Below are 22,633 nucleotides of genomic sequence, written 5' to 3'. Positions count from 1 at the left end.
CTTTTTCTTCCGTTCCTGCCTGCCGGATTGAACCCGAATACAAGCGCATGGCAAGCCTGTAATGGAAATCCTCGTCGAGCATACGGCGCAAATCCCCGGCGATGCCTGCTGCCTTGCCCTCGTGCAGATAAACCATAGCGGGCTTCCCGTAGGGGTCTGTGTCAAGTTTCGCCATCGTATGCACGATGCGTTCCGGGTGGTGGATGAAATAGGCGTTGTCGGTCAGGGCGGTTTTCGTGTCCGTCTGTATCACGGTCATCAGCCGCTCGTCCTGCGACATTTCCTTCTTGCTGAGGTTCTTTTGCAGGACAATCAGGTCACTGCCCACCTCCGTGCCCGCGTTGTCCGTGAACAGGTTGTTGGGCAGGCGTATCGCGGATACCAGATTGGCCTGACTGAACAGCTCGTTACGCACGGAGGTCTTGGTGCTATTCAATACCCCTTGCGAGGTGATGAACGCCACGATACCGCCGTCACGCACGGCATCCAGTCCTTTGAGAAAGAAATAGTTGTGGATGGTTTTCTGGGCGGAGCGTCTGCCGAAAGAGTCGCTCCGCTGAAACTCCGCGTCGAACACGGCAATGTCACCGAACGGAATGTTGGACACCGCCAAGTCGAAATAATTGTTGAACGGTCTTTCGATTTTCTCAAAACCGCAGGTGCGCATTTTCTGGTCGGGATAGAGATGCCTCAAGATTGTACCCGTGAGCAGATCCTTCTCGAAAGCCATCACATCCGCATTGGGGCTGTGCCGCAGCATGGAATCCACGAACACGCCGACACCTGCCGACGGTTCGAGCATACGGGCGGGGCGGACGCTGTAATCTGCCAGCACGTCCGCGATGGTGTCGGTTATCTCTTTGGGGGTGTAGAAAGCGGTCAGCACGGACGCTTTCAGCGAATCCACAAACCGCTTGTACTCTGTTTCGTCCTTGCTGTTCTCACGGATAAGCCTGTGCAGCTCCACCGTCGGGGCGAACAGTTCGAGGTCGGATTTCGCCCACCGGACGGCATCCGTCAGTTCCTTTGCAGGGTTGAGGATACATTTCAGACCGCCGAAACCGCAGTACCTTTGAAGTATGGCACGCTCTTCGGTTGTCGCTGTCCTATTTTCCCTGTCAAGGATGAATGCCGTCCGTATCGCCTCGATGTTGTCCCGCAGTTTCTGTTTGCGGTTAAACGCCATATTCGTCTAAGTAAAGGACGGTTGCTCCCGTCAGCTCCGTGTAGAGCAGGTCGTAATCGGAAGACAGGGCGAAGTTGTCGTCCGAAAGGTCATAGACGGAGAACACGTTGCCGACAAGCGGCAGGAGTTTATGGATAAAGGCTTCTTGTTTCTCTTCCGGCACTTCGTTGGCAAACTCGTTCTCCACGACTTCGTGGAGCATGGCGTACCGGGAATAGTGCAACCCGCGCAGCAGTGTTTCCATCGCCAGTTCCTGCGCACCGTCGGTGGGATAGCCTTCAATCCGCGCCTTTTCATACGTTTCGGCGGCACGATCGGCGCGTTCCCGTATGAAAGCGGTGTCGGTAGCCTGTTCAAACTTGTTCGTGCGGAGGTAGTCCATCAGGTACAGACCGTAATAGGAAAAGTCGGACTGCCCTCGTTTTTCTTCTTGTTGTTCATTACTTTGGAGTTTAGTGGATTGATATTTAACGGGATAATCGGTTGGAAAAAGGAAGAAAAAGGCACTCGGTATCCCTCCGAGTGCCGCCACTAAATCCAAAGTATGAGTGTAATCCGGTATCGAAGAACAATTCATTACTCTGAACAAGTGGCAAAGTTAATACTATTTCTTCCGTCCTGAAAATTTCTTGTCCTTTTTAGCCTCCGGGAACACGAACGTCGTGTTATATTCCCCGTCAAAGGCGACGACGGCATCGAAGCTCTTGCCCTGTTTGCTCTTGAAGCCTTTGAGCAGCTGGGTATGCCCTTCGGTGAGCAGGTCTTTGATTTCATCGTCGGACAGGGTGCGTCCCGCTTTCAGCCGGAACACGGGCAGCCCGCACTCCGTGTTGTCGCAGCGTACCACCTTGCCGTAGAACCGCATCCTGCCCGTGCCGCACTTGGGACACGCGCAACCGGAATCGCGGCTGCCGAAGAGCTTGTCGCATGAGAGCAGTTCGGAGGTAATCTCCCGCGTGTACGCCTCTATCTTTTTGCGGAAGGTATCGGCGGACAGCTCCCCACGCTCGATGCGTGCCAGTTCCTTCTCCCATTCGCCTGTCATGGCGACATCGGCGATGCGCATCGTCTTCACGACGGAATTGAGGCAAGCCCCTTTTCGGTGGGGACAAGCAACTTCTTGCAGCGTTCCATGTAACCGCGCTTGAAGAGCGTTTCGATGATGGAGGCGCGTGTGGCGGGAGTACCGATGCCGCAGTCCTTCATCGCCTGCCGCAGTGCGTCGTCCTCAATTTCCTTGCCCGCCGTTTCCATTGCGGACAGCAGGGTGGCTTCGGTATGCAGCGGCTTGGGTTGGTCTTCCCTTCTGTGATGGACGAGGCTTTCAGTGTCAGCGTGTCGCCTTCCTGCCAGCCGGGAATGGTAATTTCCTCCTTTTTTCCTCGCCATAGACGGCACGCCATCCGGCTTGCCTGACGACGCTGCCTTTTACGGTAAACTCCACTCCGGCACATTCCGCCGTGACAGTGGTCACATCCTTGACGCATTTTTCAGAGAATGCCTCGACCATGCGCCCGGCAATCATCTGATAGATGGTATTGTCCTCTTTGGAGAGGAAGAGCGGTTTCTCACCCGTGACGAGCAGGGCATGGTGGTCTGTCACCTTGCCGCCGTCCACGCTGCGGCGTGTCGGGGCGGCTTTTGCCCGCACCTTGTCTTTCCATTCGGGCTGTGTGCCGATGAAAGCGAGCAGTTTGGGAATTTCGGCAAACACGTCTTCGGGGATGTAGCGGCTTCCCGTTCTCGGATAGGTTATCACTTCTTTTCGTAGAGCTTCTGCGCGATTTCAAGCGTCTGTTCCGCCGTGAAGCCGTGCTTGGCGTTGGCTTCTTTCTGGAGCGTGGTCAGGTCGTACAGCAAGGGGTTTCCTCCGTTTCTCCTTGCGCTCGGCTTTCGTGACAGTGGCGAACCTGCCGCCTTTACCTTATTATATAGCTCCGTCGCCGGTTCTTTCTCTTCCATTTTTCGGAGGATGAGAATTTCACGACTTGCCGTCGCAACCGTCCGTTGCGATATGGAGTTGCCAGAAGGCTTCGGGCGTGAAGCGGCGGTTCTCCCAGTAGCGTTCACATACCATAGCCAACGTTGGTGTCTGCACCCGCCCCACGGAATACGTGCCGTGTCCGGCGGCGATGGAGAGAGCCTGCGTGCCGTTGATGCCCACGAGCCAGTCGGATTCGCTTCGCGCTTTGGCGGCGAGGTAGAGGTTGTCATACTTGCCGCCGTCTTCGAGGTTGCGCAGTCCCTCGCGGATAGCCTTGTCGGTGAGCGAGCTTATCCACAGGCGCACGAAAGGAGTGGTGCTGCCCGTGTAGTGGTAGAGGTAGCGGAAGATAAGTTCACCCTCGCGTCCGGCATCGGTCGCCACGATGATTTGGTCGCTGGTGCCGAACAGCCTTTTGATGTTTTTATCTGCGACACCACGCCGCTGTCGGGCTTGTAACCTTTCTCCGTCCTGACCTGACGGGGACGAGCGTGAAGGTGTCGGGGATAATCGGGAGGTTGTCACGGACGAAACCGCGCACGCCGTAGCCGTCGGGCATGGCAAGCTGGACAAGGTGTCCGAATGCCCATGTCACGGCATAGCCGCCTCCCTCGAAATATCCTTCCTCTCTCTTTGTCGCGCCCACGATGCGGGCGATTTCACGTGCCACGGAGGGCTTTTCTGCAATGATTGTCTTCATGTCTTCTTCTTTTTTGTTGATACTTTGGATTTTATTTTGGATTCAGTGGCGGACACGGTCTATACTTTCATGCCCTTGCCCGTTTTCTTCTGCGGCTTGTCCTGCTGCTGTTGCTGGCGGGCGTCCTTCGGAGTGGTCTGACCTTTCTGCAAAGGCTCTTTCAGGTTCTTTGTCGCCTCGTTGGTCTTGCCCTCGTTGTTCACCGCCACCTGCGTGCGGCTCTCGTTGGACGGGGCGACCTGCTGCCCGATGTCGGGATTTGTTTCGTAGCGGTACGGGCGACCCTTCTCCGGGTTGAACTTGATATACATCGTGGCATGGAAGCCCTGCTTGTCGGTCACGTTCTCCAGTTTCACGGCTTTGCCCGCCACATAGTCGGCTTTCTGCTGTTCGGTGAAGTTCACGTCGCTCCATTTGCTGATGGGGCGGATGCTGCCGTCCTCGTTCGTCCACGTGTTGCGGCGTTGCTCCTTCTTGGTCTGTGTGGCATTTTCCCCGCCTTGCGCCTGACTTTTCGATGTGTCGCCTTTGGTTTCCTGCGTCTGTACGGTACGGGGCGACCTTCCGGTTCCCGGCACGAACTCCACGCCGCGCTGCTCCACGTTCACTTGCAGAGTGGTGACGAACTTCCTGCCGTCGTTGCGCTCGATGAGCTTGTCGCGCACGGGCAGTCCGGCGCGGAGCATATCCTGCTCCTGCTTGGTGATTTCCGTCTTGCCGATGCGCTCCGGGATGCGTACCTTGCTCGCCGGAATGTCCGTGATCTCATTCGTCTTGCGGTCGATGCTGATGTAGGAGGGGATAATCTCGCCCGTTTCCTTCTCCACGATGTCCACGACCCTGCCGAGGTTGCCCGTCTCGCGCAGGTTCTTCCGGTCGTCGTCGGAGAATTTGTGTTCCTTGTATTCATCCAGTTTCTGCTCCTTGCGGATGAAGTGCGGCACGAGGCTGATGTTTCCCTCGCCGTCCTTCTTGAAGGAAAGGCGGGCGTCCAGCTCGAATGCTTCGCCGCCGAAGGTGGGCTTGACCTTCACCAAGTCGGACTTGCCGTAGTGGAGCATCTTCGTAAGGTCGCCGGACTTTTCAAGGTCGTCACGCTTCACGCCCCATCTGTCCTCCAGCTCCTGCCAGTTGATTTTGCTCTCGTCGATGGGCTGGTAGCCCCGTTTGCCCTGCGTCTGTTCGGGATCTTCCTGTTGTTCTTTTTGTTGCTCCATGTTTTCCTGTTTTTGAGGTTCTTGTTTTTCGGTTGCCAGTTCTTCCTGCACCTTTTTCTCGTAGTCGGAGGTGTCCACCTTGTGAGGGGCAAGCAGCTCCTTGTTCGCTTCGGGGTCTTTCAGCAGTTGCTTCATCACCTCCAAGAGATTTTCGGCTTGGTCTGCCGCGATGCGGTAAAAACCGAAGCGGCTGGGTTCCTTGCACTGCCGGAAGAAGTTCTTGAAGAAGTTGTCCAGCACGTCGCCGTGTCGGTCGAATTGCAGGAAACTCTGCGCGTTTTCCGCTTTCGCGGGGGTGCGCTTGGGTGTGCCGTCCGCGTTCAGCCCGGCAACCACGCTGATCTCGCCCGTCTTCTCGTCACGGACCACCAGCACGTCCTTTTCGTCTTTTTTCTTTGCCATCTGAAAAATGTTTTAATGGGTTATTTATGAAAGAAATTATGGATACGAGCCTTGTAGAAGGCTATATCTTCCTTTTTGAAGTCCTTGATATGGTTGGAAAGGAATGTCAGCACGTCCTCCTCGCTGTAATAGGTTTTCTTGCCCAGTGTCTTGTAGGGCAATGCGCCGACACTGCGGTAGCGTTGCAGGGTGCGCTTGCTTATCTGAAGCAGCATGCACAAGTCCTGATTGTCGAAAAGGCGGATGCTTTCCGTGATAGTAGGCTGTTTCCCCTCAGCCTTCATCGCCAGCAGCAGTTCGTCCTGACGGTCGAGCCGTTCCATCAACTTCTGCATCCAGCCTTCGAAGTTGTTTCGTGTGAGCAGTTCCATGACCTATGTCCTCCTTCCTTTGGGGTTGCCGCCCGTGCGCAACGTGTGGTTGCGTTTCAGTTCCTGCGGTGTCGCCGCGTCCTCGTTGACGGTACTCTCATCAAGCAGGCGGTCGATTTCCGACTGCCGGTAGCGGCATTTGCCGCGAAGCACGACATAGCCGATGCGTTGCTCGCTGCGCATACGCTGGAGGGTGCGGGTACTCACGTTAAGCAGGTGCGCCGCCTCGCGTGTGGTGAGCAACCTGTCGGGCGATGCCGCTCTCTTGTCACCGGAGACGGCACGGACGTGTGCCGCAATCTCCGCTATCTGTTCCGTCAATGACCGGAAGACGGAACTTTCCATTGTTATCACTTTCATATTCAGTCCTTTCTTTTTGTATCTGCGGCAAAATTCGGCAATAAACAAAAGGGGCTTTAACAACTCACTACGTGACTCACGTAAGATTTTTACGGAAGATGGCTCCGTAACCCGGTCAAACGGCGCAACAGGCAGCCTTTCAGTGGAAAACGGCACGTGTCCGGGAGTGTATCGTTACCTTTGCGGGCAAACCGATAATTGCATGAATATGGAAATAGTATCAATTGAGAAAAAGACTTTCGAGATGATGGTGGCGACATTCGGCGCACTCTCGGAGAAGGTCGCCGCACTGAGGCGCAAAAGCGACACGGGGCGCATGGAAAGATGGCTCACGGGCGAGGAGGTCTGCGGGCAGTTGAGAATAAGCCCGCGCACGTTGCAGACGTTGCGCGACAAGCGGCTTATCGGCTACTCGCAGATAAACCGCAGGTTCTATTACAAGCCGGAAGAAGTTAGGAGGCTGATTCCGCTTATCGGTACGCTCTATCCCGGCGGCAGGTAATCTTATTATTCACCCACTGAATCCAAAGTTATGATGAACGAGAACAACGATGTTTTTACACTGGAGGACGAGCCGCTTGCCACCGTGGTGCAGAATATGCGCAAAGGCTCTAAATGGCTCTCTGCATTTTTGGAAAACTACCGTCCACCGCTGGACGGGGAACGTTACCTGACGGACAGGGAGGTGGCGGAGTTGCTCCGTGTGAGCCGCCGTACCTTGCAGGAATACCGTAACAACAGAGTGTTGCCCTTTATCCTTTTAGGCGGGAAGGTGCTTTACCCCGAATCGGGATTGCGTGAACTGCTGGAGGCGAATTACCGCAAACCGATGGAGTAATGTCCTGACATTCCGGAATAAAATGCGTACCTTTGTGGTTAAAACGAATACCATTATGCTTCGGAGTGAATTTGCAAAATTGTTAGAATCCACAATAATTCCTGAAGGAATTGAGCAAGAGGACATAAAATCCCGAATCTATCCTATAAGTGCAGCATTGATGTCAATGTTGCCACAAAAACTGTATAGATATAGGAGTTGTTCAACATTAAACCTTGATGCTTTTGACAAGGATCTGGTTTATGCTGTTACTGCTGATAAGTTTAATGACCCCTATGACACTCTTGTTTATTATAGTTTGGATAATATTCAAGAGCAAATGAGAGCTTGTTGTACAGAAGAATTTCTTGAACAATTCAAACAGATACTTGAAACTAAAGATTTCGAATTTCCTCCAAGTGTAATCCAATTTTTCGGAAGAAACAATTTGACAGGTTTAAAAAAACAGGTAATATCGTGTAACGGCATAAATCCATTGACATTAGCTCTTTTTAGTGTTGTAATGGAAAACATATTGAAAGAAATCCTATTAAAAATGGGGGATACATTAAAGGTCGTATCTACAATAGCATGTTTAAGTGAAAGCATAGATTCTGTTATAATGTGGAGTCACTATGCCCAAAATCATGAAGGGTTTGCATTGGAATATGATTTAAGGTTCTTATTAGAACAAGGAGAAATGAATTGTTGTATCTTGCCTGTTATATATGATAATAACCGCTTTGATGCAAATAGTTTTATTCAATGGTATATAGCAAAGAGCTTGGGGCTGGATGTTAAAAATATAGATTCACTATCGCATTTGAAAATGGCTATTCACAAATCCACACAGTGGGAATATGAAAATGAATGGCGTATTATTCATTCAGAGAAACAACCTGCCGCACATTCTCGTGCAACAAGCCTGAAAATTGTTCCTAAAGCAATCTATTATGGAGAGAGAATTTCAAACATCCACAAGAAAACTTTGCATTATATAGCACAAGAAAAAGGAATTGCGGAATATGATATGTACATTGATTGTGGCTCGTTAAAGTATGAGATGTTATATAAGCCATCTCAATTTTGATACCTCATATTCTTTAGCACATAATTTGTATATTCAAAATTGACTATTTTAAAGTTAAAACGGACAGCTTGATGGTTGTCCGTTTTTAATTGATTTTCATCGTCTTTTCAGCAGTAACCGCCTTTTCCGCTATGTACGAATAACATGTAGGCGGTATGCTTGTCTTTTGCAAGTGCCTTGTCCATCAGCCAGCGGCGGAAAAGATGGGCATGGTATGTGCTCAGCCGAAAGGTGACGGGGATGATTATCTCAAGCGAGTAAACATCCGCATACAGACCGTTTTCAAGTTGGATGTAGCGGCATGCCTCGTAGTCGTTCAGCACGTCCGTTTTGAGGATGGCTTTGATGGCGGCGTTCACTGCCGGGACACCCGTGTGGAACAGTCTGGCGATTTCTCCGGCGGTCATCCATACATCGTTACCGGTTACGCTGACCGCCTTGTCCTCAATGATGATTATGTCACGTTTCATGGCTTCTCTGTTTTAGATGGTACGACCTGCAAATTCTTCGATTTGGTTCAATCTCGCGGCAAGGTTCTCCATGTCTTGATTGAGCTTCTCTTTGGTTATTTGTAGGCTCGGCAAACAACGCCTTTCCGCTTTACAGCGGTAGGTTTTCGCTTACCTGCCCCCGAACCGTACTTACACGTCTCCATGTATACGGCTCTCCATCTGTAACATCATTTTTACTTATCACAGCTCTGGATTTTTGCATTGCACTCCGCACAAACGACCAAATTCTTTCTGTGCATATAGAGCATTTTGCGTTCCCAGTCATTTTTACCTTTTAACTCTTTGAGTGTGCGGACATGGTGCATTACCACTTCTCCGTGCTTGCCACATAGTTCGCACGTTTTTGTTGTAAGCCTTTCTATCAGACTCAACGATGGCGTTTTGAACATGTACGGCAGATTGTCACTTGGGGCTGTTTCACAATCCGTTTTGCGGGCATATCCCTCATTATAGAATACCCTGTACTTGGTTTCTCCTCCCTTGTTTACAAAAGGCACTGCAAAGAGATTGTCCTTGCGGTATCTTTCAATGACTTTTCTCACTGACATATTCAGCTTTTGAGCAAGAGTTTTGTACATGGAGAACTTCATAATACAGCCGAAAGAGCGTCCCAAAGCCGATGCGTTGTTTGCTATTGAGTAATAGTTGTAGAACCCTCGTATTTCGGTATTAAACTGAGCTACAATCTCGTGCGATTCATTGTCAATCATATAAGTCCGGCCTTTTGACACCCATGTTTCCTTGCCGTGTTTGGTGACAACTTTCATGGCTTCGAGGCTGAGCAGCTTGTTCTTTATTACTTCTCTTGAAACGTGCAATATCACGTTCCCGTTGAAGTATCTGCGCACTGTTCCGTTACTGTTTCTCTTTGTGGCATAGTCTTTACGGACATATATTTCGTAACCCAAAAATTTTGCGCTGTCTTGTGCATTTGTAATCAAAGTCTTTTCCTGTGACATCTCCAGCCTTAACTTTTCCTGCATAAACTTGGTGATGTCAGCTTTGATTGTCTCACATTCGTTTTTCGTTCCGATAACTCCGATAAGGAAATCATCGGCATAGCGCACGTATTTCAACCTGCGAAAGTTTACATCCATATCATTGCCACTTGGCATTGTAAGTATCAGCTTCTGCTTTTCGTGCAGTTCTTCTACCATCCTTGTTCTTACGTTTACATCCTCTACTTCATTTATCCTACGTTTTAGATAGTGTACTCTGCTGTTGAGTTTGCAAATATCCTTGTTGCGGCTTCTTGCTGTCCCTTTATTGAATTTGTTGGCATATTCATCCATGTACTTATCGAACTTGTCTAGGTATATGTTTGCCAAAATAGGGCTTATGATACCACCTTGCGGTGTCCCTGAATAAGTCTTGTTGAATTGCCACTCTTCCATGTACCCTGCATTGAGGAATTTCCGTATCAGACGAAGAAATCTGTCGTCTGCTATTCTGCCTTTCATTATTTCTATCAGCACATTATGGTCTATGTTGTCAAAGAAGCCTTTTATATCTCCCTCAATGAACCATTTTGCACCGTTGAAATTGTTTTGTAGACTTTTCAGTGCTGTGTGGCAGCTTCGGTTTGGTCTGAAACCGTGCGATGTCCACTCAAAGTGTCCCTCATATATGGCTTCAAGCACCATTCTTACTACCTCTTGAACCAATTTGTCTTCAAAAGACGGTATTCCTAGCGGACGCATCTTCCCATTCTTTTTCGGAATGTAAGTTCTCTTTGCAGGATTGGGACTATAAGTCTCATCCTTTATACTCTCTATGAGTTTGTTTATCCTATCAATGCTCATTTCATCCTCAGTTTTGCCATCTGTGCCGGGTGTCATGTTGCCCGGCTTTGCATACATACGTTGGTAGGCGACAAAGAACATCTGTTCATTGAATAGAATACGGTAAAGCCTTTCGTATTTATACTCGGGCTCATTGCTGTGTCCAGCTAAAATGTTTAATACTTGCTCTGGATTTCTCATACGTCTCTCACGTTTTCCGTTGTTTGTATTAAAGTTACAGACTACTTCCCTTCGCCATGTACAAGGCTTTCCCTTGCTCAGACTACTACGGAAGTTCCGTTACCATATCGGATATTCAAAAGCTTTCTTTATAGCTGTTTGTTCCAGCGTTCCGACTTAGGTAATCCCCAGTTAGTTCTCTTAATAACTATTAGCACGACATACTGTCGGATGCGACTTTCGTTCTTGTCCGCTTATTGCGGCTGTGTCATAGTCGGTTCTTTATGCTCTGCACTAACGCACAAAATAGGCAGAGTACTATGAAACAACGTATGTATAATAGTCTTCCGTTGTTGCAAGATCTGGTACCACTGAACTATCATTCAACCAATCAAGGCTTCATCCTTATGTATGTCTTTTCGTCTTGCCCCTCAGTCGCCACCTGACTATTAGTGGACTTGGAGCTTTAATCAGTATGCTACACTCCCCATCGGGTTTCCCCTTTGGATAAACTGATTGACGATAGGACTATATCGAACCCAATCCTAACTTCTTGCTAAAGAAGTATTTATTAAGCGACCATTCTGGGCGCACTCGCGTATATCTGCGTTGTCTTTATGCTTTTGTGTCCCAGCATGGAACTGACCGTTTCGATGGGTACGCCGTTGGAGAGGAACACCGTCGTGGCGGCCGTGTGGCGGCTTTGATGCCATGTAATATGCTTGGTGATACCGCAACGCTTGGCGACGGCACGGATTCCGGCAAGGCACGTGTTATAGTGGGGTACGGGGAATATCCTGCCGTCCCCACACAGCCCACGGTATTTGTCGATGATGCGCTTCGCTATGTCGAGCATACGGATGTTGGACACCACACCCGTCTTCTGGCGGTTGATGTTTATCCACTCGTGTTCGTCAAAGTAGGTGCGGATATTCTCTTCCGTCAGGTTGCGCATATCGGCGAACGACAAGCCCGTGAAGGCGCAGAACAGGTATAAATCACGATACAGTTCTTGCTTCGCATTCTTCAGCTTACCTTCCATCAGCAGGCGGATTTCATCTTTCGTCAGAAAGCTGCGGGTCGTTTCCTCCTTCTTGATTTCATACTCGCGGAACGGGTCGCGCGTGAGCCACTCATTGTTGATGGCGATGAACACCATCGTCCGAAGCGGGCAGACATACAGCCACACGGTGTTGGTGCAGCAGTGTTTGTCCGTGCGCAGGAACATTTCAAAATCGGAAATGAAAGCGGGGGTAAGCTCTTTCAGGGCGATGTCCTTCACGTGGTAGCGGATGGTGAGGAACTCTTGCAGGTGCTTGTAAACGATCTTGTATTTGTCAAACGTGCCTTTGGCTTTCATGCCTGCCTCCACCTGCTTGGCATAGTCCTCGTTGTGTTGCCGGAACACCTGCAATAGCGTGTGGTAGCGGTGTTCCAGTCCAAGAAAGGCGTTTTTCACCTTTTCCGCAGTGACGAAGTTGTCACGCTCCATGATTTCCTGATAGTGCTTGTTGATGCGTACGCGCATCTTGTCGAGCATACGGTTCGTTTCGAGTGCAGCCGTGCTTCTGCCCGTGACACGTCCTCCTTTGGTGTCCCACAGCTTAGGATCGACGGTCAGTTTGCAGCTGAACTGTGTTTGGCTGCCGTCCACCGTGATACGTCCCATGACGGGTACTGTCCCGTCCTTTTTCACTACCTGACGTTTGAGGTAGTAGATAACTGAAAATGTACTCTTCATCGTCCTTAATTTTTTTAGGTTCAAAATTAGTCGGTGAAGAATCCTTCGTCGGTACGCAAAACACGGAGGAACGACGCAATCTTTTTCCGTAACTGGATTTGTCGCGTGAGTTGTTAGTAACTCACTATATCACAACGCCTTGTTTTGCCATTCGTGCCAATTTCGTCACCTATATGGTGTGGTTACGAACAAGTAACGTTGCGACGTCTTGACTTGGCTTCGGCAAGGATTGTGGTGGCGTTGGAGATAATCGGCTGCTTAAATGAAACCTCTGTAAATCAATTCTATTACTTCATTCTTCTGTATTCCACTTTTTTGTAGTATCTTTGTTTGTCCCAACCTCCCAAAAAGCCCCGGTTAATTGGACTATACGGTACAAAGCCGATACCCAGTTCTCGACAGGTATCGAGTACCCCGTTTTCTTCCACAATACGATGCATCAAGTGGTACTCGCTCTGAATGGCAGTGAGGGGACATACGATATGAGCTTTACGAATAGTTTCCGCACTGACCTCACACATTCCCCAGCGTTGTACTTTACCCTCTTTCATCAAGTCTGCAATGGTCGTTGCCACCTCTTCCACCGGAACATTCGGATCGGCACGATGCTGATAGAACATCGGCAGCGAATCAATTCGGAGACGACGGAGTGATTCTTCGCAATATCGGCGGATGGTTTCCGGTCGGCTGTTCTGACGCCCCGTGGCTTTACCATCAATTACCTCATGTCCGAATTTGGTCGTTACGTTGATCCGCCCTTTAAAAGCAGACAATGCTTCCCCAGCCAGTTCTTCATTATTCAATGGTCCGTAAATAATGGCTGTATCAAAAAGTGTCACCCCACGATCCACCGCCTCATGCAACAGCCGGATACATTGTTTCTTGTCCGGATGTTGGCTGCGGTTATAGGTCATCCCCATCACACCAAAACCGAGTGCCGACACCTCGAAAGCCGCCTTTCCCGTACCTAGTATACGATATCCTCTAATATGGGCTGCATCGCCATTATTGTGAGATGTTTCCAGTTGTCTCGTTTTAGCTGCTAAAACCTTATCCGGTCCAGTGGGTACGGTCAAGGCCATCCCTGTCAATACCGCCGTCTTAAAAAATCTACGACGACTAATATTCATTTTGTTATTCTCTTCCATAATTCTTATGTATTAATGTTCTGCCAGCAAAGGTAAAAAGAGAGCCTCACAGCATCTTTGTTGCGAGGCTCAATATACTTTGCTATAAAGTTCACTTTGTTAAAGTGATGTTATCATATTACTTTCAAAAATCTCCTATCTCTTCTACTGTTCCTCAATTATTTGTTTCGACCATTCTACTGCTTTTTCAGCACCACTATTGAACAATTTTCCTTCTTTCCAAGTCAAGTTCGGATAGAGTTTTTTGAACTGTTTTACACTATTGGTTATCGAACTTCCTCCTGAAGTAGCAAACGGAATGATGGTTTTACCCGAGAAATCATACTTCTCAAGAAACGTATTGACCGGACGCGGACATAAGTCCCACCATATCGGATAACCGAGAAATATAACATCATAATCCTTTATGTCAATAGTTTCACCACCTAATTCAGGACGTGAATTTTCAGTAGCCATTTCAACGGAACTCCGACTTGCTTTATCGTTCCAATCGAGATCTGCCGATGTATAGGCCGTAGCCGGAGTTATCTGATAGAGCTTACCACCAATTGCTTTGGCAATAGCATCTGCCACCTTTTCCGTAGTTCCGGTACAGGAGAAATAAGCAACAAGGATTTTCATGTCGGACTGTGTATTCTTATCCACTGTTTGTTTCTGTGCTTTCGATGAGCAGCTAAAACAGAGAAGACTCATAAATATCAATATTATATGTTTCATTTTACTTTAATTTTGAATATTCTTCATTGCTAACAGGTTCAAGCCATTCATTACTATTGTTTTCGCCGGGAACCTCTATGGCAAGATGCGAGAACCAACTATCGAAAGCTGCCCCATGCCAATGTTTGACACCTGTCGGAATATAAACTGCATCACCGGGAAGAAGCTCTATCGGTTCTTTTCCCCATTCCTGATAATATCCGCGACCGCCTACACATACGAGTGTTTGACCACCACCTTTGGTTGCATTGTGTATATGCCAATTGTTGCGACATCCCGGTTCAAAAGTAACATTTGCAATGGGAACACCCCCTGCAACAATGGGAGCGAGATAGCTCTGACCAACGAAATATTTAGCGTATGCATCATTGGGCTTACCGATAGGAAAAATAATGGTTTGCGCATACGTATCAAGCGAACTGAGCGCAGTACTGTCAGCACCACTAGTCCAGACCTCCTTAGCCATACGGAATGCTGCCCATGCTTTAGACCATCCCGCATAGAAAGCGGCATGGGTGAGGATCTCTGCCATCTCAGTCTTGGTTACTCCGTTCTTTTTTGCTGATTCAAGATGATATTTGAACGAAGAATCAGTCAGCCCCTGCGACATGAGAGCAACTACAGTTACAATGGATCGGTCCCGGAGCGAAAGAAGATCGTTACGGCTCCATACTTCTCCAAAAAGGATATCGTCATTCAGATGTGCAAACTCGGGAGCGAAATCGCCGAGTGCATCACGCCCAGCCGACTGCTGGATTTTTACTTGTGCTTTTACCATAATCGGAAATATTAAAGTTAATAATAAAACCCATAAAATTACTTTTACTTTCATACCATATGATTTTAATTCGACATTTCAAGATAATCAATTTTATCTTGCTAATGCAAAGGTACGAAACCATCTCTGCGCCAGCTTTGTTGTAAAGCTCAAACTCCTTTGTTGTGAAGATCATATTAGTATGATGGAGCAACACCATAAGCTTCTTTATATATCTTAGAGAAATGTGACAAATTTTTAAAACCCACATCGAAACAAGCCTCTGTTACTTTCTTTTTCCCCGACTTAATCAAATCATGTGCTGCTTCCAAACGTCGTTTAATGATCCATCTCTGTGGTGTCAAATCACTCACTTTTGCAAAATCCCGTTTGAAAGTGGCTAAACTGCGTCCCGTATAACTAGCAATTTCCTCCATAGAAAGGTCGCACATATAATTATCATTCAGATAATCAAGGATGTCTATTTTCCACGGTTCCACAAAATCGAACAATGAAGCATAGAGATTACGGTCGGTGTTAAGTAGTATATAAACACCTTCAATCATTTTTAGTTTCAAAACCTCCTCTGAAGGTTTCACCCCAGAATCAAAATAAGGAATGACTGATTCAAACAGAGAACGGATATCAGGTCTGTTCTTCGGAAGTACACGCAGACTCATCTTTTCACGTTTGGAATCAACCGGAATCTGTTGTCTATTGAGTGTTTGGTAAAATTCTCTCAGGAAAACTCTTGAGAATTTCAGTACAACAGAACGATACGGTTTACCATCTTCAACCTTTTTCTGCAACCACATACGGTTATCACGCCGCATAAAGGCGCAATCTCCCGGGCGCAAAATGGTTTTCTTTCCATGTTCCTCAATTTCCAAATTTCCGGAAGACAAATAAATAAGTGTATGTTCCCGATTTTCGTGAGCACATCCCCTATCATCGGTGAAATAACTCGCTATAAGCACATTTGAGCAATCAAACACATTCAGTTTTTCCATATTGACAGCCTTTTATTTGTTGCAAAGATACTGTGTTGTATTCGCATATTGTTTGTTGTAAAGCTCATTTTTACATCAAAAAACTATTATAGAAGACTCTTAAAAGAGAAGTACTTGGAGTAGTAACAACAACTTCTTTTGCCTGAATCCAAGAACTTCCCCCTAAATTAACCTCATCTTTTCATCCGATCAATAAGTGAAAGTAAATTGACTACATCCATGAGGTTGTGTCAAAATGCTGGCACAACCTTTTTTTATGCGCAAAGCCCAGACTTTCGCAAGCCCGGGCTTTGTTATTACCCAAAATTTTTGTAACTTTAGGCATAAAGTTTTTCGTTATGGCAAAGTTACATTTTCGTCCTTACATTCCCAACCAAACAGTTCTTTTTCCCGGAAGAATTGATGAGAACATAGCATCGAACGATCCGGTTCGCATCGTTAATACAGTTGTTGATAATCTCAATCTTGACAATTTCAAGAAGCTTTATAAAGCAACCGGTCGTTGTCCTTATCATCCTAAAATGATGCTCAAGGTAATTATCTACGCCTACATGAACAATATCTATTCGTGCCGCAAAATAGAGAAGCTTCTCCTACGTGACATCCATTATATCTGGCTTTCCGGTAATGAACATCCGGATTTTATTACCATCAACCGTTTTCGAAACCGTGTAAAAGAAGAAATAAATACCGTATTTACGCAGTTGGTTCTTGTCCTTGCCGACAAAGGTTTTATCAGCCTTGACGTAGAGTATATCGACGGTACCAAGATTGAGTCCATGGCCAACAAATATACTTTTGTCTGGCGCAAGACAGTCGAAAAGAACCGTACAAAGCTGATGGATAAGATCCGCATTCTCCTGGAGCAGGTAGATGAAGCCATAGCCCAAGAGAACTCCTCCAAAGACACATCCGTAGAGTTCACTCCTGCCATGCTCTCAGATATAGTGAATGAACTTAAAGAGGTGCTGGAACACCAGCCTGTAACAAAGGACAAGGAACAAAAGAAAGTCATCCGGGAAAAGAAGAAACAGGTCCGGGAACTTGAGGAGTACCGTGACAAGCTGATGGAATACGACAATCACCTTGAAGTCCTTGGAGAACGTAATTCCTATTCTAAGACCGATCCTGATGCTACATTCATGCGTATGAAAGAAGACGCCATGAAGAACGGGCAGACCAAGCCCGGGTATAATTTACAAACAGGTACTGAAAACCAGTTCATCATAGACTTCCGGCTGTTTCCCAACCCCACCGATACGCTGACCCTGATCCCTTTCTTCCACTCCTTCCAGCACCGCTATAACCGCTTACCGGGTATCGGTGTGGCAGACTCCGGTTACGGCTCGGAAGAAAATTACCGGTTCATGCAAGATAATGGGATAGAAGCCTTTGTCAAGTACAACTACTTCCATAAAGAACAGCGTCCCCGTTATACCCCCAACCCATTCCATGCGGAGAGTCTCCATTACAATGCGGGGGAGGATTACTACGTTTGTCCTATGGGGCAGCACATGAACCGTATAGGAACCAGACGTGACAAAACAGCGAGCGGATACATCTCCGAAAGTGCCCGGTATAAAGCACAAAGATGCGAAGGCTGTCCTTTGCGTGGCAGTTGCTTTAAAGCCCGGGGGAACCGTATTATAGAAGTCAACCACCGGTTAAACCAATACAAAAGGCAGGCACGGGAAAGGTTGCTCTCAGAAGAAGGAATCAGGCATAGGGGCAGGCGGTGTATAGAACCGGAAGCCGTTTTTGGACAAATGAAATACAACATGGCATACAGAAGGTTCCGGCATATGGGAGAAGACAAGGTGACAATGGACTTTGCCTTCTTTGCCATAGCTTTTAATATCAAAAAGATGTGTGCAAAACTGAGAAAGGCAGGAAAGGAGTTCATTACACTTGCTAAATCTATATTTATTGGGCTATTTATAACTCGATACAACGGGAATATAGTAACTTGTTACCAAATGAATGAGAAAAAAGCGGCATAGCCAAAAGAAAAGATAACAGGACTATAAATTTTAGAAAAAGGTTGTGCCAACGTTTTGACACAACCTCATCCCAGATTAATCCTATTGTATAATCTTTTGGATAGTTTACAAGCTTCAGGAGTTAAGTCGTTATTAGCAATAAAATGATCAATTTCAATGGCGTTTACTGGTAAAAATTGAATCGTTTTATATTTACTCCCATCTTCTGCAAAAGAATATAACAATTGTAAGTCACTCAGTGTATCATTGTTTCTATCGTATATTTTCACATAAGAACATATCTCAAACTCCAACCTGTTGTCGCAAATCACTCCAAAATCACATACCCCAAACTCATTTAACATTTTGGTATCAGTTAGATCAATACCATTATCTTTTAACACCCCTCTATGTAAACAATTAAAAATCCCTAAAGAACCTTCTCCTCTATCAATGGGCATAAATGTCTTATCATAACTAAAATGCCACATTCCTGAACAATTAACGTTCTGTGACCTTTGGGTAAATAAAAAAGATTATTGTTATTAATGTTCAACACAATAAATCCCCCTACTCCTATTGAATTAAGAAATGGAACAAATTTATTAATTTCTTCAATTGTTTTTACTTTGAATATATTTTTAATAGCCTTAAGTTCAAGATATAAATTGGACATAAATTTGAATGTGAAATTATCAGTTTTATACACGCGCATAGATAGCTTAACATCTTCACCTGATGTACGAACTAATTTATCAACACCATAAATAATCCTATTTGAACGGTTATTTCCTCTCTTGGCTTCAGACACAAAATATTCAGCCGTTTTATCTGCAACTTTAGAAAATAATTTTTGGATATCAATGGAATAATTATTTTCGATAATTGATAGAAGTCGCTCGTGTTGAATATTTCCACTCATCGAGTGGAAATCAAATCTATATTGCTGCAAATCAGCTTTGTATTTAAAAGGAATCTCGAAACAAAAAAAATCATCTATGTATTCTATATTTATATTATTACGGTTATATTTAGATCTTGCATTATCAACGATATCATAACTTTCATCAGTTTTGTTTACTAAATTATTTCTTTCAACACAATCAGATACGATAATACTGGGATTTAGAATCGTAAGATGTTCAACTTCGCTAATATTTCCCGGAATATCTAGTAACCTTCGTTTACTTGAAACATCCTTTTTACTTAAATTTAATTTTAGAACTAAACCATCACATTTATCAGATATTTGAAGTAGTTTATCTTTTATTTTTGTATTAATATTAATTTCTTTGCTAAAATGTTTGATATTATCTTTTGTCGTCACCCCAAAAACGGCACTTTTTCCATCAGAATAATTATCACATTTATTATTAACATATAGACTATAAAAATCTTGTGAATGTCGAAGATATGATAGTTGAATAGCATTATGATGTAATAAGGATTCTTTTTGAAATGCAATTACAATTAAGAAATCAATATTTTTATATTTATTTAAGCATATATCTTTTACTTCTTTAAAATTATCAGCACAAATCAAAACGATAAAATTTCCGATAATAGTATTTCTGAAATAAACAACTTTTTTTATGTATTTATCATCTTGATAAACTCCTTTGCCTTTATATGGACTATACTCACTATCTGAATTATGTATTTTATGGGTATAAATAACCGAACCATTATATATTATTGGAGATTGATTAAGGATAGAATTTGAATCTTCATAATAATGACTTCCAGCAACAATAATTAGATCCTTATTTCCTTTAGTTAGTTCAACAATGTGAGGTATACATTCTTTAGGTATTGATAATTCTGGAAATACTAATAAATTAACATTACTTGTTTTAGCATAATTAATAACGTTGCATACATTTTTCTTCAAGATTAAATTGTATTTTGGGGAATACCTTTCAGCATTTTCTACCCAATCTTTATCAAATGAGCTATTCCATTGAAACAACATAACTTTAACCCATTCTAATCTTGCATTGCTTTTTACACTAAATGAGTTGTTAATTTCCGTTTTATATTTAATTTCGACTCTTCTCATGACACTATTTTACTTTAAAATCGGCTACAGATGGAAGTAAGTCCAATTTATTGTCAGCTACTATATTATGAATTTCAATGTCAAACAAACCATCAGAAGATAATACTTCCATATTGCTACAAATTGTTTTTTCTTGCTGAATAAAATCTTGATATTTCTTATATAGGCTAAAAAGATCAACACCAATTAACATGCTTTCTTTAAAAGATTTAGCATCATGAGAAATAGGTAAGATTTCTAAATCGACAATTTTTTTATTAAAAAAAATATTATTATAGAGAAACTCAAACAAAATGAAATTTCAAGTCCATATCCTTTAGATAGATTCATTAAATTCCAATTGTATAGAGTTGTACCTTGATTACCATGCAAAATATATCTAAACTTAGAAAAATTACGACCATTAGTTGAGCCGATATTTAAAATTTGACTCAAACAAAAAGAACGACCAATCCTACCTCCAATAATAAAATCTGACAATAAATTATCCTCTATCTTTTTAATTTGATTTTTATCTAATAAATCCCTGATATTTTTCGGAGTAATATATACCTCTTCTGTTATTTTATCTTCTAAATATGAATTGACTACATCTCCATATGAAAGCATACCTTGTTTATCTAAAGAAAGTTGATCTTTGGATAATGGATGAATAAATAATCCTGACCCTTTGACAAATTCTACATTTTGATAATAATCGTTCTCAAAACTTAAAATCCATGGAGTAATTAATGCCAATAAATTAATATAATCATAGATATAATAATCAGAATCTAGTGTAAGTACAAAAGTTTTCAATTCTTCATGTAACCGACTTATATAGAAAAGTGATGAAAACATATTTTCACTCTTACCTTTGCATAAATCTATTTTGTACTCTTCGCTAATCAATTTATGATTATTAATTATTGTTACCTTTCTATTAATCAATAGCTGTTTCATATTATTCTCAATGTTACCTTGAAACCTAAATATATTGACACATTTGAAAGTGGAATATTATTAATAAGATCAACAGTGTTTAGTATACATCTGCCGGTGTACTGCTTATCATGAGAAAGAATGATGAATACTATAGATAAGTCATTATTTATTATTATGTTATTTAATTTTTTGATTAAATGCAAATTTATTGCGTTATCATTAATCACAAGATTATAGTCGCTCCTTATGATGTTTTCACACTCCAAATAATTATATTTTCTTTTCATAATACTATCATTAAAATTAATCTACAGTTTTCTTATAGAATTTATTATATTTTTAAATTTAATAGATTCATCTGTATCTGATAAAAAATAATCATTTATTATTTTACCATAATTATCAAATTCAATTATATATGGAATTGCAGTTGGCATATCTAAGAGAGTTATATCCTCATTGGATATGTTCATTGTATTTTTTAGGATAGCATGTATACTGTTAGCATGTAATACGACCAAAAGTTGATTATAATAATTCAATTCATTCATAATCACATTGTTCCAATATGGAATAATTCTCTCATAAGCATCTAACAACGATTCCGTAAGAGGAAGATGGTCATTAACATTCTTATATTTAACATCTAAGTAAGGACTCCGACTATCATATGTATCCAAGGGGGCTGGTGCTAAATGATAAGAGCTTTTCCACGCATCTACCTGATGTCCATATATACTATAAGCCTCATTGATATTCAATCCTTGTAATGCTCCATAATGTTTTTCATTGAGTTTCCAACATTTTTCTATTGGAATCCAATTTCGATCTAAAACATCTAAAACATAATATAGTGTCTTAATAGCTCTTTTTAAAAAAGATGTATATGCTTTATTAAATTCAAATTTCTCATTTTTAAGGGACAAACCAGCATTAATGGCTTCCTTTATCCCTCTTTCTGTTAAATCAACATCATACCATCCAGTAAATCGATTTTCTTTATTCCATAAACTTTCTCCATGTCTCAATAAGACTATTCTTTTTTTCATATATATGTTTCTAATTAATTATATGCGAATATACAGTAAATATCAATACATTATATTATTACGGTTCATTAATGTTGTTTTTTTTAGAAAAAAAACTTCAAAACTAGATTTACAATATAATTAGTTAATTTATAATATCGACTTCTACCAAAATTCTCTAGCACATCATCTTTCAGCAAGTTGGTTTCATATCTTCTTTTACTTTTTGATTCGTGATTTTGGCATAAATTGGGGTAGTCTGAACAAAGCAATATCCTATTTTTTGGAGAACGTTTCAAGTGGAAACCTTGTGATATGCATACTTGTGTTGCGTATGTGTACTTCCCATATGATAGATAAGTTTAAGCCCTATATTACAGAGTTTTGCGATAACTTTCAGATTTTATCTAGTCTGCCAAACTAAACATCAGGAGCAATTTACCATCTTTGGCAATACCCCTATATCTCTCAACAATCTGTTTGGATAACTCTAATAATGAAATATCACAGAAAACGGTTCTTTTGTCGGTTCGTCCGAATCCATATATCGACAACGGCAATATAAATATATTATTATCAATCAATTAAATTTCGCCTATACCATATAATTTTACTATAGATTGGAATATCCAGGAGTATATCCATCGAATGTTTCATAAAAGATAATACT

24 protein-coding genes and 2 pseudogenes are annotated in these 22,633 nt (G+C 43.6%); 4 read left to right on the top strand and 22 right to left on the bottom strand.

What is annotated here, in order from left to right:
- From EJF25_RS14995 to EJF25_RS14970, 10 genes and pseudogenes are all read right to left on the bottom strand, one after another.
- On the bottom strand, positions 1–1,186 hold a 1,186-nt coding region (locus EJF25_RS14995), incomplete at its 3' end, for an N-6 DNA methylase (protein ID WP_148098099.1).
- Positions 1,176–1,627: pseudogene (locus EJF25_RS14990) on the bottom strand (DUF1896 domain-containing protein). The gene EJF25_RS14995 and the pseudogene EJF25_RS14990, both read right to left, overlap by 11 nt.
- A 163-nt stretch (positions 1,628–1,790) precedes the next feature.
- Complete coding sequence (locus tag EJF25_RS25770) at positions 1,791–2,252, bottom strand: topoisomerase C-terminal repeat-containing protein (protein ID WP_235016825.1); 462 nt, start codon at positions 2,250–2,252, stop codon at positions 1,791–1,793.
- Positions 2,253–2,257: 5 nt separating this feature from the next.
- A complete protein-coding gene (locus EJF25_RS26195; RefSeq protein ID WP_262707211.1) occupies positions 2,258–2,575 on the bottom strand; it encodes a DNA topoisomerase in 318 nt (105 codons plus the stop codon).
- Positions 2,517–3,148: pseudogene (locus EJF25_RS26190) on the bottom strand (DNA topoisomerase). Before EJF25_RS26190 ends, EJF25_RS26195 begins: the two are co-directional and overlap by 59 nt.
- Positions 3,149–3,167: 19 nt before the next feature.
- Complete coding sequence (locus EJF25_RS26185) at positions 3,168–3,554, bottom strand: DNA topoisomerase (RefSeq protein ID WP_262707210.1); 387 nt, start codon at positions 3,552–3,554, stop codon at positions 3,168–3,170.
- 40 nt (positions 3,555–3,594) lie between these two features.
- The gene (locus EJF25_RS25760; RefSeq protein WP_235016824.1) at positions 3,595–3,870 is read right to left on the bottom strand and encodes a hypothetical protein; all 276 of its coding nucleotides are present in this window, start codon (positions 3,868–3,870) and stop codon (positions 3,595–3,597) included.
- Between the two features lie 59 nt (positions 3,871–3,929).
- Positions 3,930–5,489, bottom strand: coding sequence for a DUF3945 domain-containing protein (locus EJF25_RS14980; RefSeq protein ID WP_004371700.1), 1,560 nt, complete (start codon positions 5,487–5,489; stop codon positions 3,930–3,932).
- A gap of 20 nt (positions 5,490–5,509) precedes the next feature.
- Positions 5,510–5,860, bottom strand: a complete 351-nt coding sequence (locus EJF25_RS14975) for a helix-turn-helix domain-containing protein (protein WP_004291454.1) — start codon at positions 5,858–5,860, stop codon at positions 5,510–5,512.
- Positions 5,861–5,863: 3 nt separating this feature from the next.
- Positions 5,864–6,220 (bottom strand): helix-turn-helix domain-containing protein, encoded by a 357-nt coding sequence (locus EJF25_RS14970; RefSeq protein WP_025072716.1) that lies wholly within the window; start codon positions 6,218–6,220, stop codon positions 5,864–5,866.
- Positions 6,221–6,422: 202 nt separating this feature from the next.
- Here EJF25_RS14970 and EJF25_RS14960 point away from each other — a divergent pair, with 202 nt between their 5' ends.
- The 3 genes from EJF25_RS14960 to EJF25_RS14950 are packed head-to-tail and all read left to right on the top strand — an operon-like array spanning position 6,423 to position 8,127.
- Positions 6,423–6,722, top strand: coding sequence for a helix-turn-helix domain-containing protein (locus EJF25_RS14960; RefSeq protein ID WP_095231473.1), 300 nt, complete (start codon positions 6,423–6,425; stop codon positions 6,720–6,722).
- A 30-nt stretch (positions 6,723–6,752) separates the two neighbouring features.
- Positions 6,753–7,058: a helix-turn-helix domain-containing protein gene (locus EJF25_RS14955; protein ID WP_032538125.1), complete on the top strand. Its 306-nt coding sequence runs from the start codon at positions 6,753–6,755 to the stop codon at positions 7,056–7,058.
- A gap of 55 nt (positions 7,059–7,113) precedes the next feature.
- Positions 7,114–8,127, top strand: a complete 1,014-nt coding sequence (locus EJF25_RS14950) for a DUF2971 domain-containing protein (protein ID WP_005809274.1) — start codon at positions 7,114–7,116, stop codon at positions 8,125–8,127.
- 107 nt (positions 8,128–8,234) lie between these two features.
- Here the strand turns inward: EJF25_RS14950 and EJF25_RS14945 are convergent, their stop codons facing one another.
- From EJF25_RS14945 to EJF25_RS14915, 7 genes are all read right to left on the bottom strand, one after another.
- Positions 8,235–8,597 (bottom strand): hypothetical protein, encoded by a 363-nt coding sequence (locus EJF25_RS14945; protein ID WP_005809276.1) that lies wholly within the window; start codon positions 8,595–8,597, stop codon positions 8,235–8,237.
- Positions 8,598–8,812: 215 nt separating this feature from the next.
- On the bottom strand, positions 8,813–10,621 hold the full coding sequence (locus tag EJF25_RS14940; RefSeq protein WP_125041841.1) for a reverse transcriptase/maturase family protein: 1,809 nt from the start codon (positions 10,619–10,621) through the stop codon (positions 8,813–8,815).
- Between the two features lie 550 nt (positions 10,622–11,171).
- Complete coding sequence (locus EJF25_RS14935; RefSeq protein WP_005809280.1) at positions 11,172–12,341, bottom strand: site-specific integrase; 1,170 nt, start codon at positions 12,339–12,341, stop codon at positions 11,172–11,174.
- A 287-nt stretch (positions 12,342–12,628) separates the two neighbouring features.
- Positions 12,629–13,489 carry an aldo/keto reductase gene (locus EJF25_RS14930; RefSeq protein ID WP_370685723.1) on the bottom strand — a complete coding sequence of 287 codons (861 nt, stop codon included), beginning with the start codon at positions 13,487–13,489 and terminating at the stop codon, positions 12,629–12,631.
- Positions 13,490–13,633: 144 nt separating this feature from the next.
- Positions 13,634–14,206: a flavodoxin gene (locus EJF25_RS14925; RefSeq protein WP_125041840.1), complete on the bottom strand. Its 573-nt coding sequence runs from the start codon at positions 14,204–14,206 to the stop codon at positions 13,634–13,636.
- Position 14,207: 1 nt separating this feature from the next.
- Complete coding sequence (locus tag EJF25_RS14920) at positions 14,208–15,038, bottom strand: carboxymuconolactone decarboxylase family protein (protein ID WP_125041839.1); 831 nt, start codon at positions 15,036–15,038, stop codon at positions 14,208–14,210.
- A 122-nt stretch (positions 15,039–15,160) separates the two neighbouring features.
- Positions 15,161–15,973 (bottom strand): helix-turn-helix domain-containing protein, encoded by an 813-nt coding sequence (locus tag EJF25_RS14915; RefSeq protein WP_125041838.1) that lies wholly within the window; start codon positions 15,971–15,973, stop codon positions 15,161–15,163.
- A gap of 338 nt (positions 15,974–16,311) precedes the next feature.
- Between EJF25_RS14915 and EJF25_RS14910 the strand changes: the two genes are divergently transcribed.
- Positions 16,312–17,973 carry an IS1182 family transposase gene (locus EJF25_RS14910; RefSeq protein ID WP_125040504.1) on the top strand — a complete coding sequence of 554 codons (1,662 nt, stop codon included), beginning with the start codon at positions 16,312–16,314 and terminating at the stop codon, positions 17,971–17,973.
- 65 nt (positions 17,974–18,038) lie between these two features.
- Here the strand turns inward: EJF25_RS14910 and EJF25_RS14905 are convergent, their stop codons facing one another.
- The 5 genes from EJF25_RS14905 to EJF25_RS14885 form a co-directional block, all read right to left on the bottom strand.
- Entirely contained in the window at positions 18,039–18,413 is a 375-nt protein-coding gene (locus EJF25_RS14905) for a hypothetical protein (RefSeq protein ID WP_125041837.1), read from the bottom strand.
- A complete protein-coding gene (locus EJF25_RS14900) occupies positions 18,383–20,011 on the bottom strand; it encodes a hypothetical protein (protein ID WP_125041836.1) in 1,629 nt (542 codons plus the stop codon). The genes EJF25_RS14905 and EJF25_RS14900 overlap by 31 nt, the downstream gene beginning before the upstream one ends.
- A gap of 4 nt (positions 20,012–20,015) precedes the next feature.
- Positions 20,016–20,204: a hypothetical protein gene (locus tag EJF25_RS14895; RefSeq protein ID WP_125041835.1), complete on the bottom strand. Its 189-nt coding sequence runs from the start codon at positions 20,202–20,204 to the stop codon at positions 20,016–20,018.
- Positions 20,205–20,248: 44 nt separating this feature from the next.
- Positions 20,249–20,953: a hypothetical protein gene (locus EJF25_RS14890; RefSeq protein ID WP_125041834.1), complete on the bottom strand. Its 705-nt coding sequence runs from the start codon at positions 20,951–20,953 to the stop codon at positions 20,249–20,251.
- A gap of 290 nt (positions 20,954–21,243) precedes the next feature.
- Positions 21,244–21,984, bottom strand: a complete 741-nt coding sequence (locus EJF25_RS14885) for a 2,3-bisphosphoglycerate-dependent phosphoglycerate mutase (RefSeq protein ID WP_125041833.1) — start codon at positions 21,982–21,984, stop codon at positions 21,244–21,246.
- Positions 21,985–22,633: the final 649 nt, after the last annotated feature.

The sequence above is a fragment of the Bacteroides faecalis genome (assembly GCF_003865075.1).
In the GTDB taxonomy this organism is placed as follows: domain Bacteria; phylum Bacteroidota; class Bacteroidia; order Bacteroidales; family Bacteroidaceae; genus Bacteroides; species Bacteroides faecalis.
Note: the sequence above shows the minus strand (reverse complement) of the source record. Positions and strands in the feature narration are given on the sequence as shown.

Coding starts and splice junctions, on each gene's coding strand:
- EJF25_RS25770 (WP_235016825.1), bottom strand. CDS start 2,252: ATGCGCATCGCCGATGTCGCCATGACAGGCGAATGGGAGAAGGAACTG.
- EJF25_RS26195 (WP_262707211.1), bottom strand. CDS start 2,575: ATGGCGAGGAAAAAAGGAGGAAATTACCATTCCCGGCTGGCAGGAAGG.
- EJF25_RS25760 (WP_235016824.1), bottom strand. CDS start 3,870: ATGAAGACAATCATTGCAGAAAAGCCCTCCGTGGCACGTGAAATCGCC.
- EJF25_RS14980 (WP_004371700.1), bottom strand. CDS start 5,489: ATGGCAAAGAAAAAAGACGAAAAGGACGTGCTGGTGGTCCGTGACGAG.
- EJF25_RS14975 (WP_004291454.1), bottom strand. CDS start 5,860: ATGGAACTGCTCACACGAAACAACTTCGAAGGCTGGATGCAGAAGTTG.
- EJF25_RS14970 (WP_025072716.1), bottom strand. CDS start 6,220: ATGAAAGTGATAACAATGGAAAGTTCCGTCTTCCGGTCATTGACGGAA.
- EJF25_RS14960 (WP_095231473.1), top strand. CDS start 6,423: ATGAATATGGAAATAGTATCAATTGAGAAAAAGACTTTCGAGATGATG.
- EJF25_RS14955 (WP_032538125.1), top strand. CDS start 6,753: ATGATGAACGAGAACAACGATGTTTTTACACTGGAGGACGAGCCGCTT.
- EJF25_RS14950 (WP_005809274.1), top strand. CDS start 7,114: ATGCTTCGGAGTGAATTTGCAAAATTGTTAGAATCCACAATAATTCCT.
- EJF25_RS14945 (WP_005809276.1), bottom strand. CDS start 8,597: ATGAAACGTGACATAATCATCATTGAGGACAAGGCGGTCAGCGTAACC.
- EJF25_RS14940 (WP_125041841.1), bottom strand. CDS start 10,621: ATGAGAAATCCAGAGCAAGTATTAAACATTTTAGCTGGACACAGCAAT.
- EJF25_RS14935 (WP_005809280.1), bottom strand. CDS start 12,341: ATGAAGAGTACATTTTCAGTTATCTACTACCTCAAACGTCAGGTAGTG.
- EJF25_RS14930 (WP_370685723.1), bottom strand. CDS start 13,489: ATGGAAGAGAATAACAAAATGAATATTAGTCGTCGTAGATTTTTTAAG.
- EJF25_RS14925 (WP_125041840.1), bottom strand. CDS start 14,206: ATGAAACATATAATATTGATATTTATGAGTCTTCTCTGTTTTAGCTGC.
- EJF25_RS14920 (WP_125041839.1), bottom strand. CDS start 15,038: ATGAAAGTAAAAGTAATTTTATGGGTTTTATTATTAACTTTAATATTT.
- EJF25_RS14915 (WP_125041838.1), bottom strand. CDS start 15,973: ATGGAAAAACTGAATGTGTTTGATTGCTCAAATGTGCTTATAGCGAGT.
- EJF25_RS14910 (WP_125040504.1), top strand. CDS start 16,312: ATGGCAAAGTTACATTTTCGTCCTTACATTCCCAACCAAACAGTTCTT.
- EJF25_RS14905 (WP_125041837.1), bottom strand. CDS start 18,413: ATGCCCATTGATAGAGGAGAAGGTTCTTTAGGGATTTTTAATTGTTTA.
- EJF25_RS14900 (WP_125041836.1), bottom strand. CDS start 20,011: ATGAGAAGAGTCGAAATTAAATATAAAACGGAAATTAACAACTCATTT.
- EJF25_RS14895 (WP_125041835.1), bottom strand. CDS start 20,204: ATGTTAATTGGTGTTGATCTTTTTAGCCTATATAAGAAATATCAAGAT.
- EJF25_RS14890 (WP_125041834.1), bottom strand. CDS start 20,953: ATGAAACAGCTATTGATTAATAGAAAGGTAACAATAATTAATAATCAT.
- EJF25_RS14885 (WP_125041833.1), bottom strand. CDS start 21,984: ATGAAAAAAAGAATAGTCTTATTGAGACATGGAGAAAGTTTATGGAAT.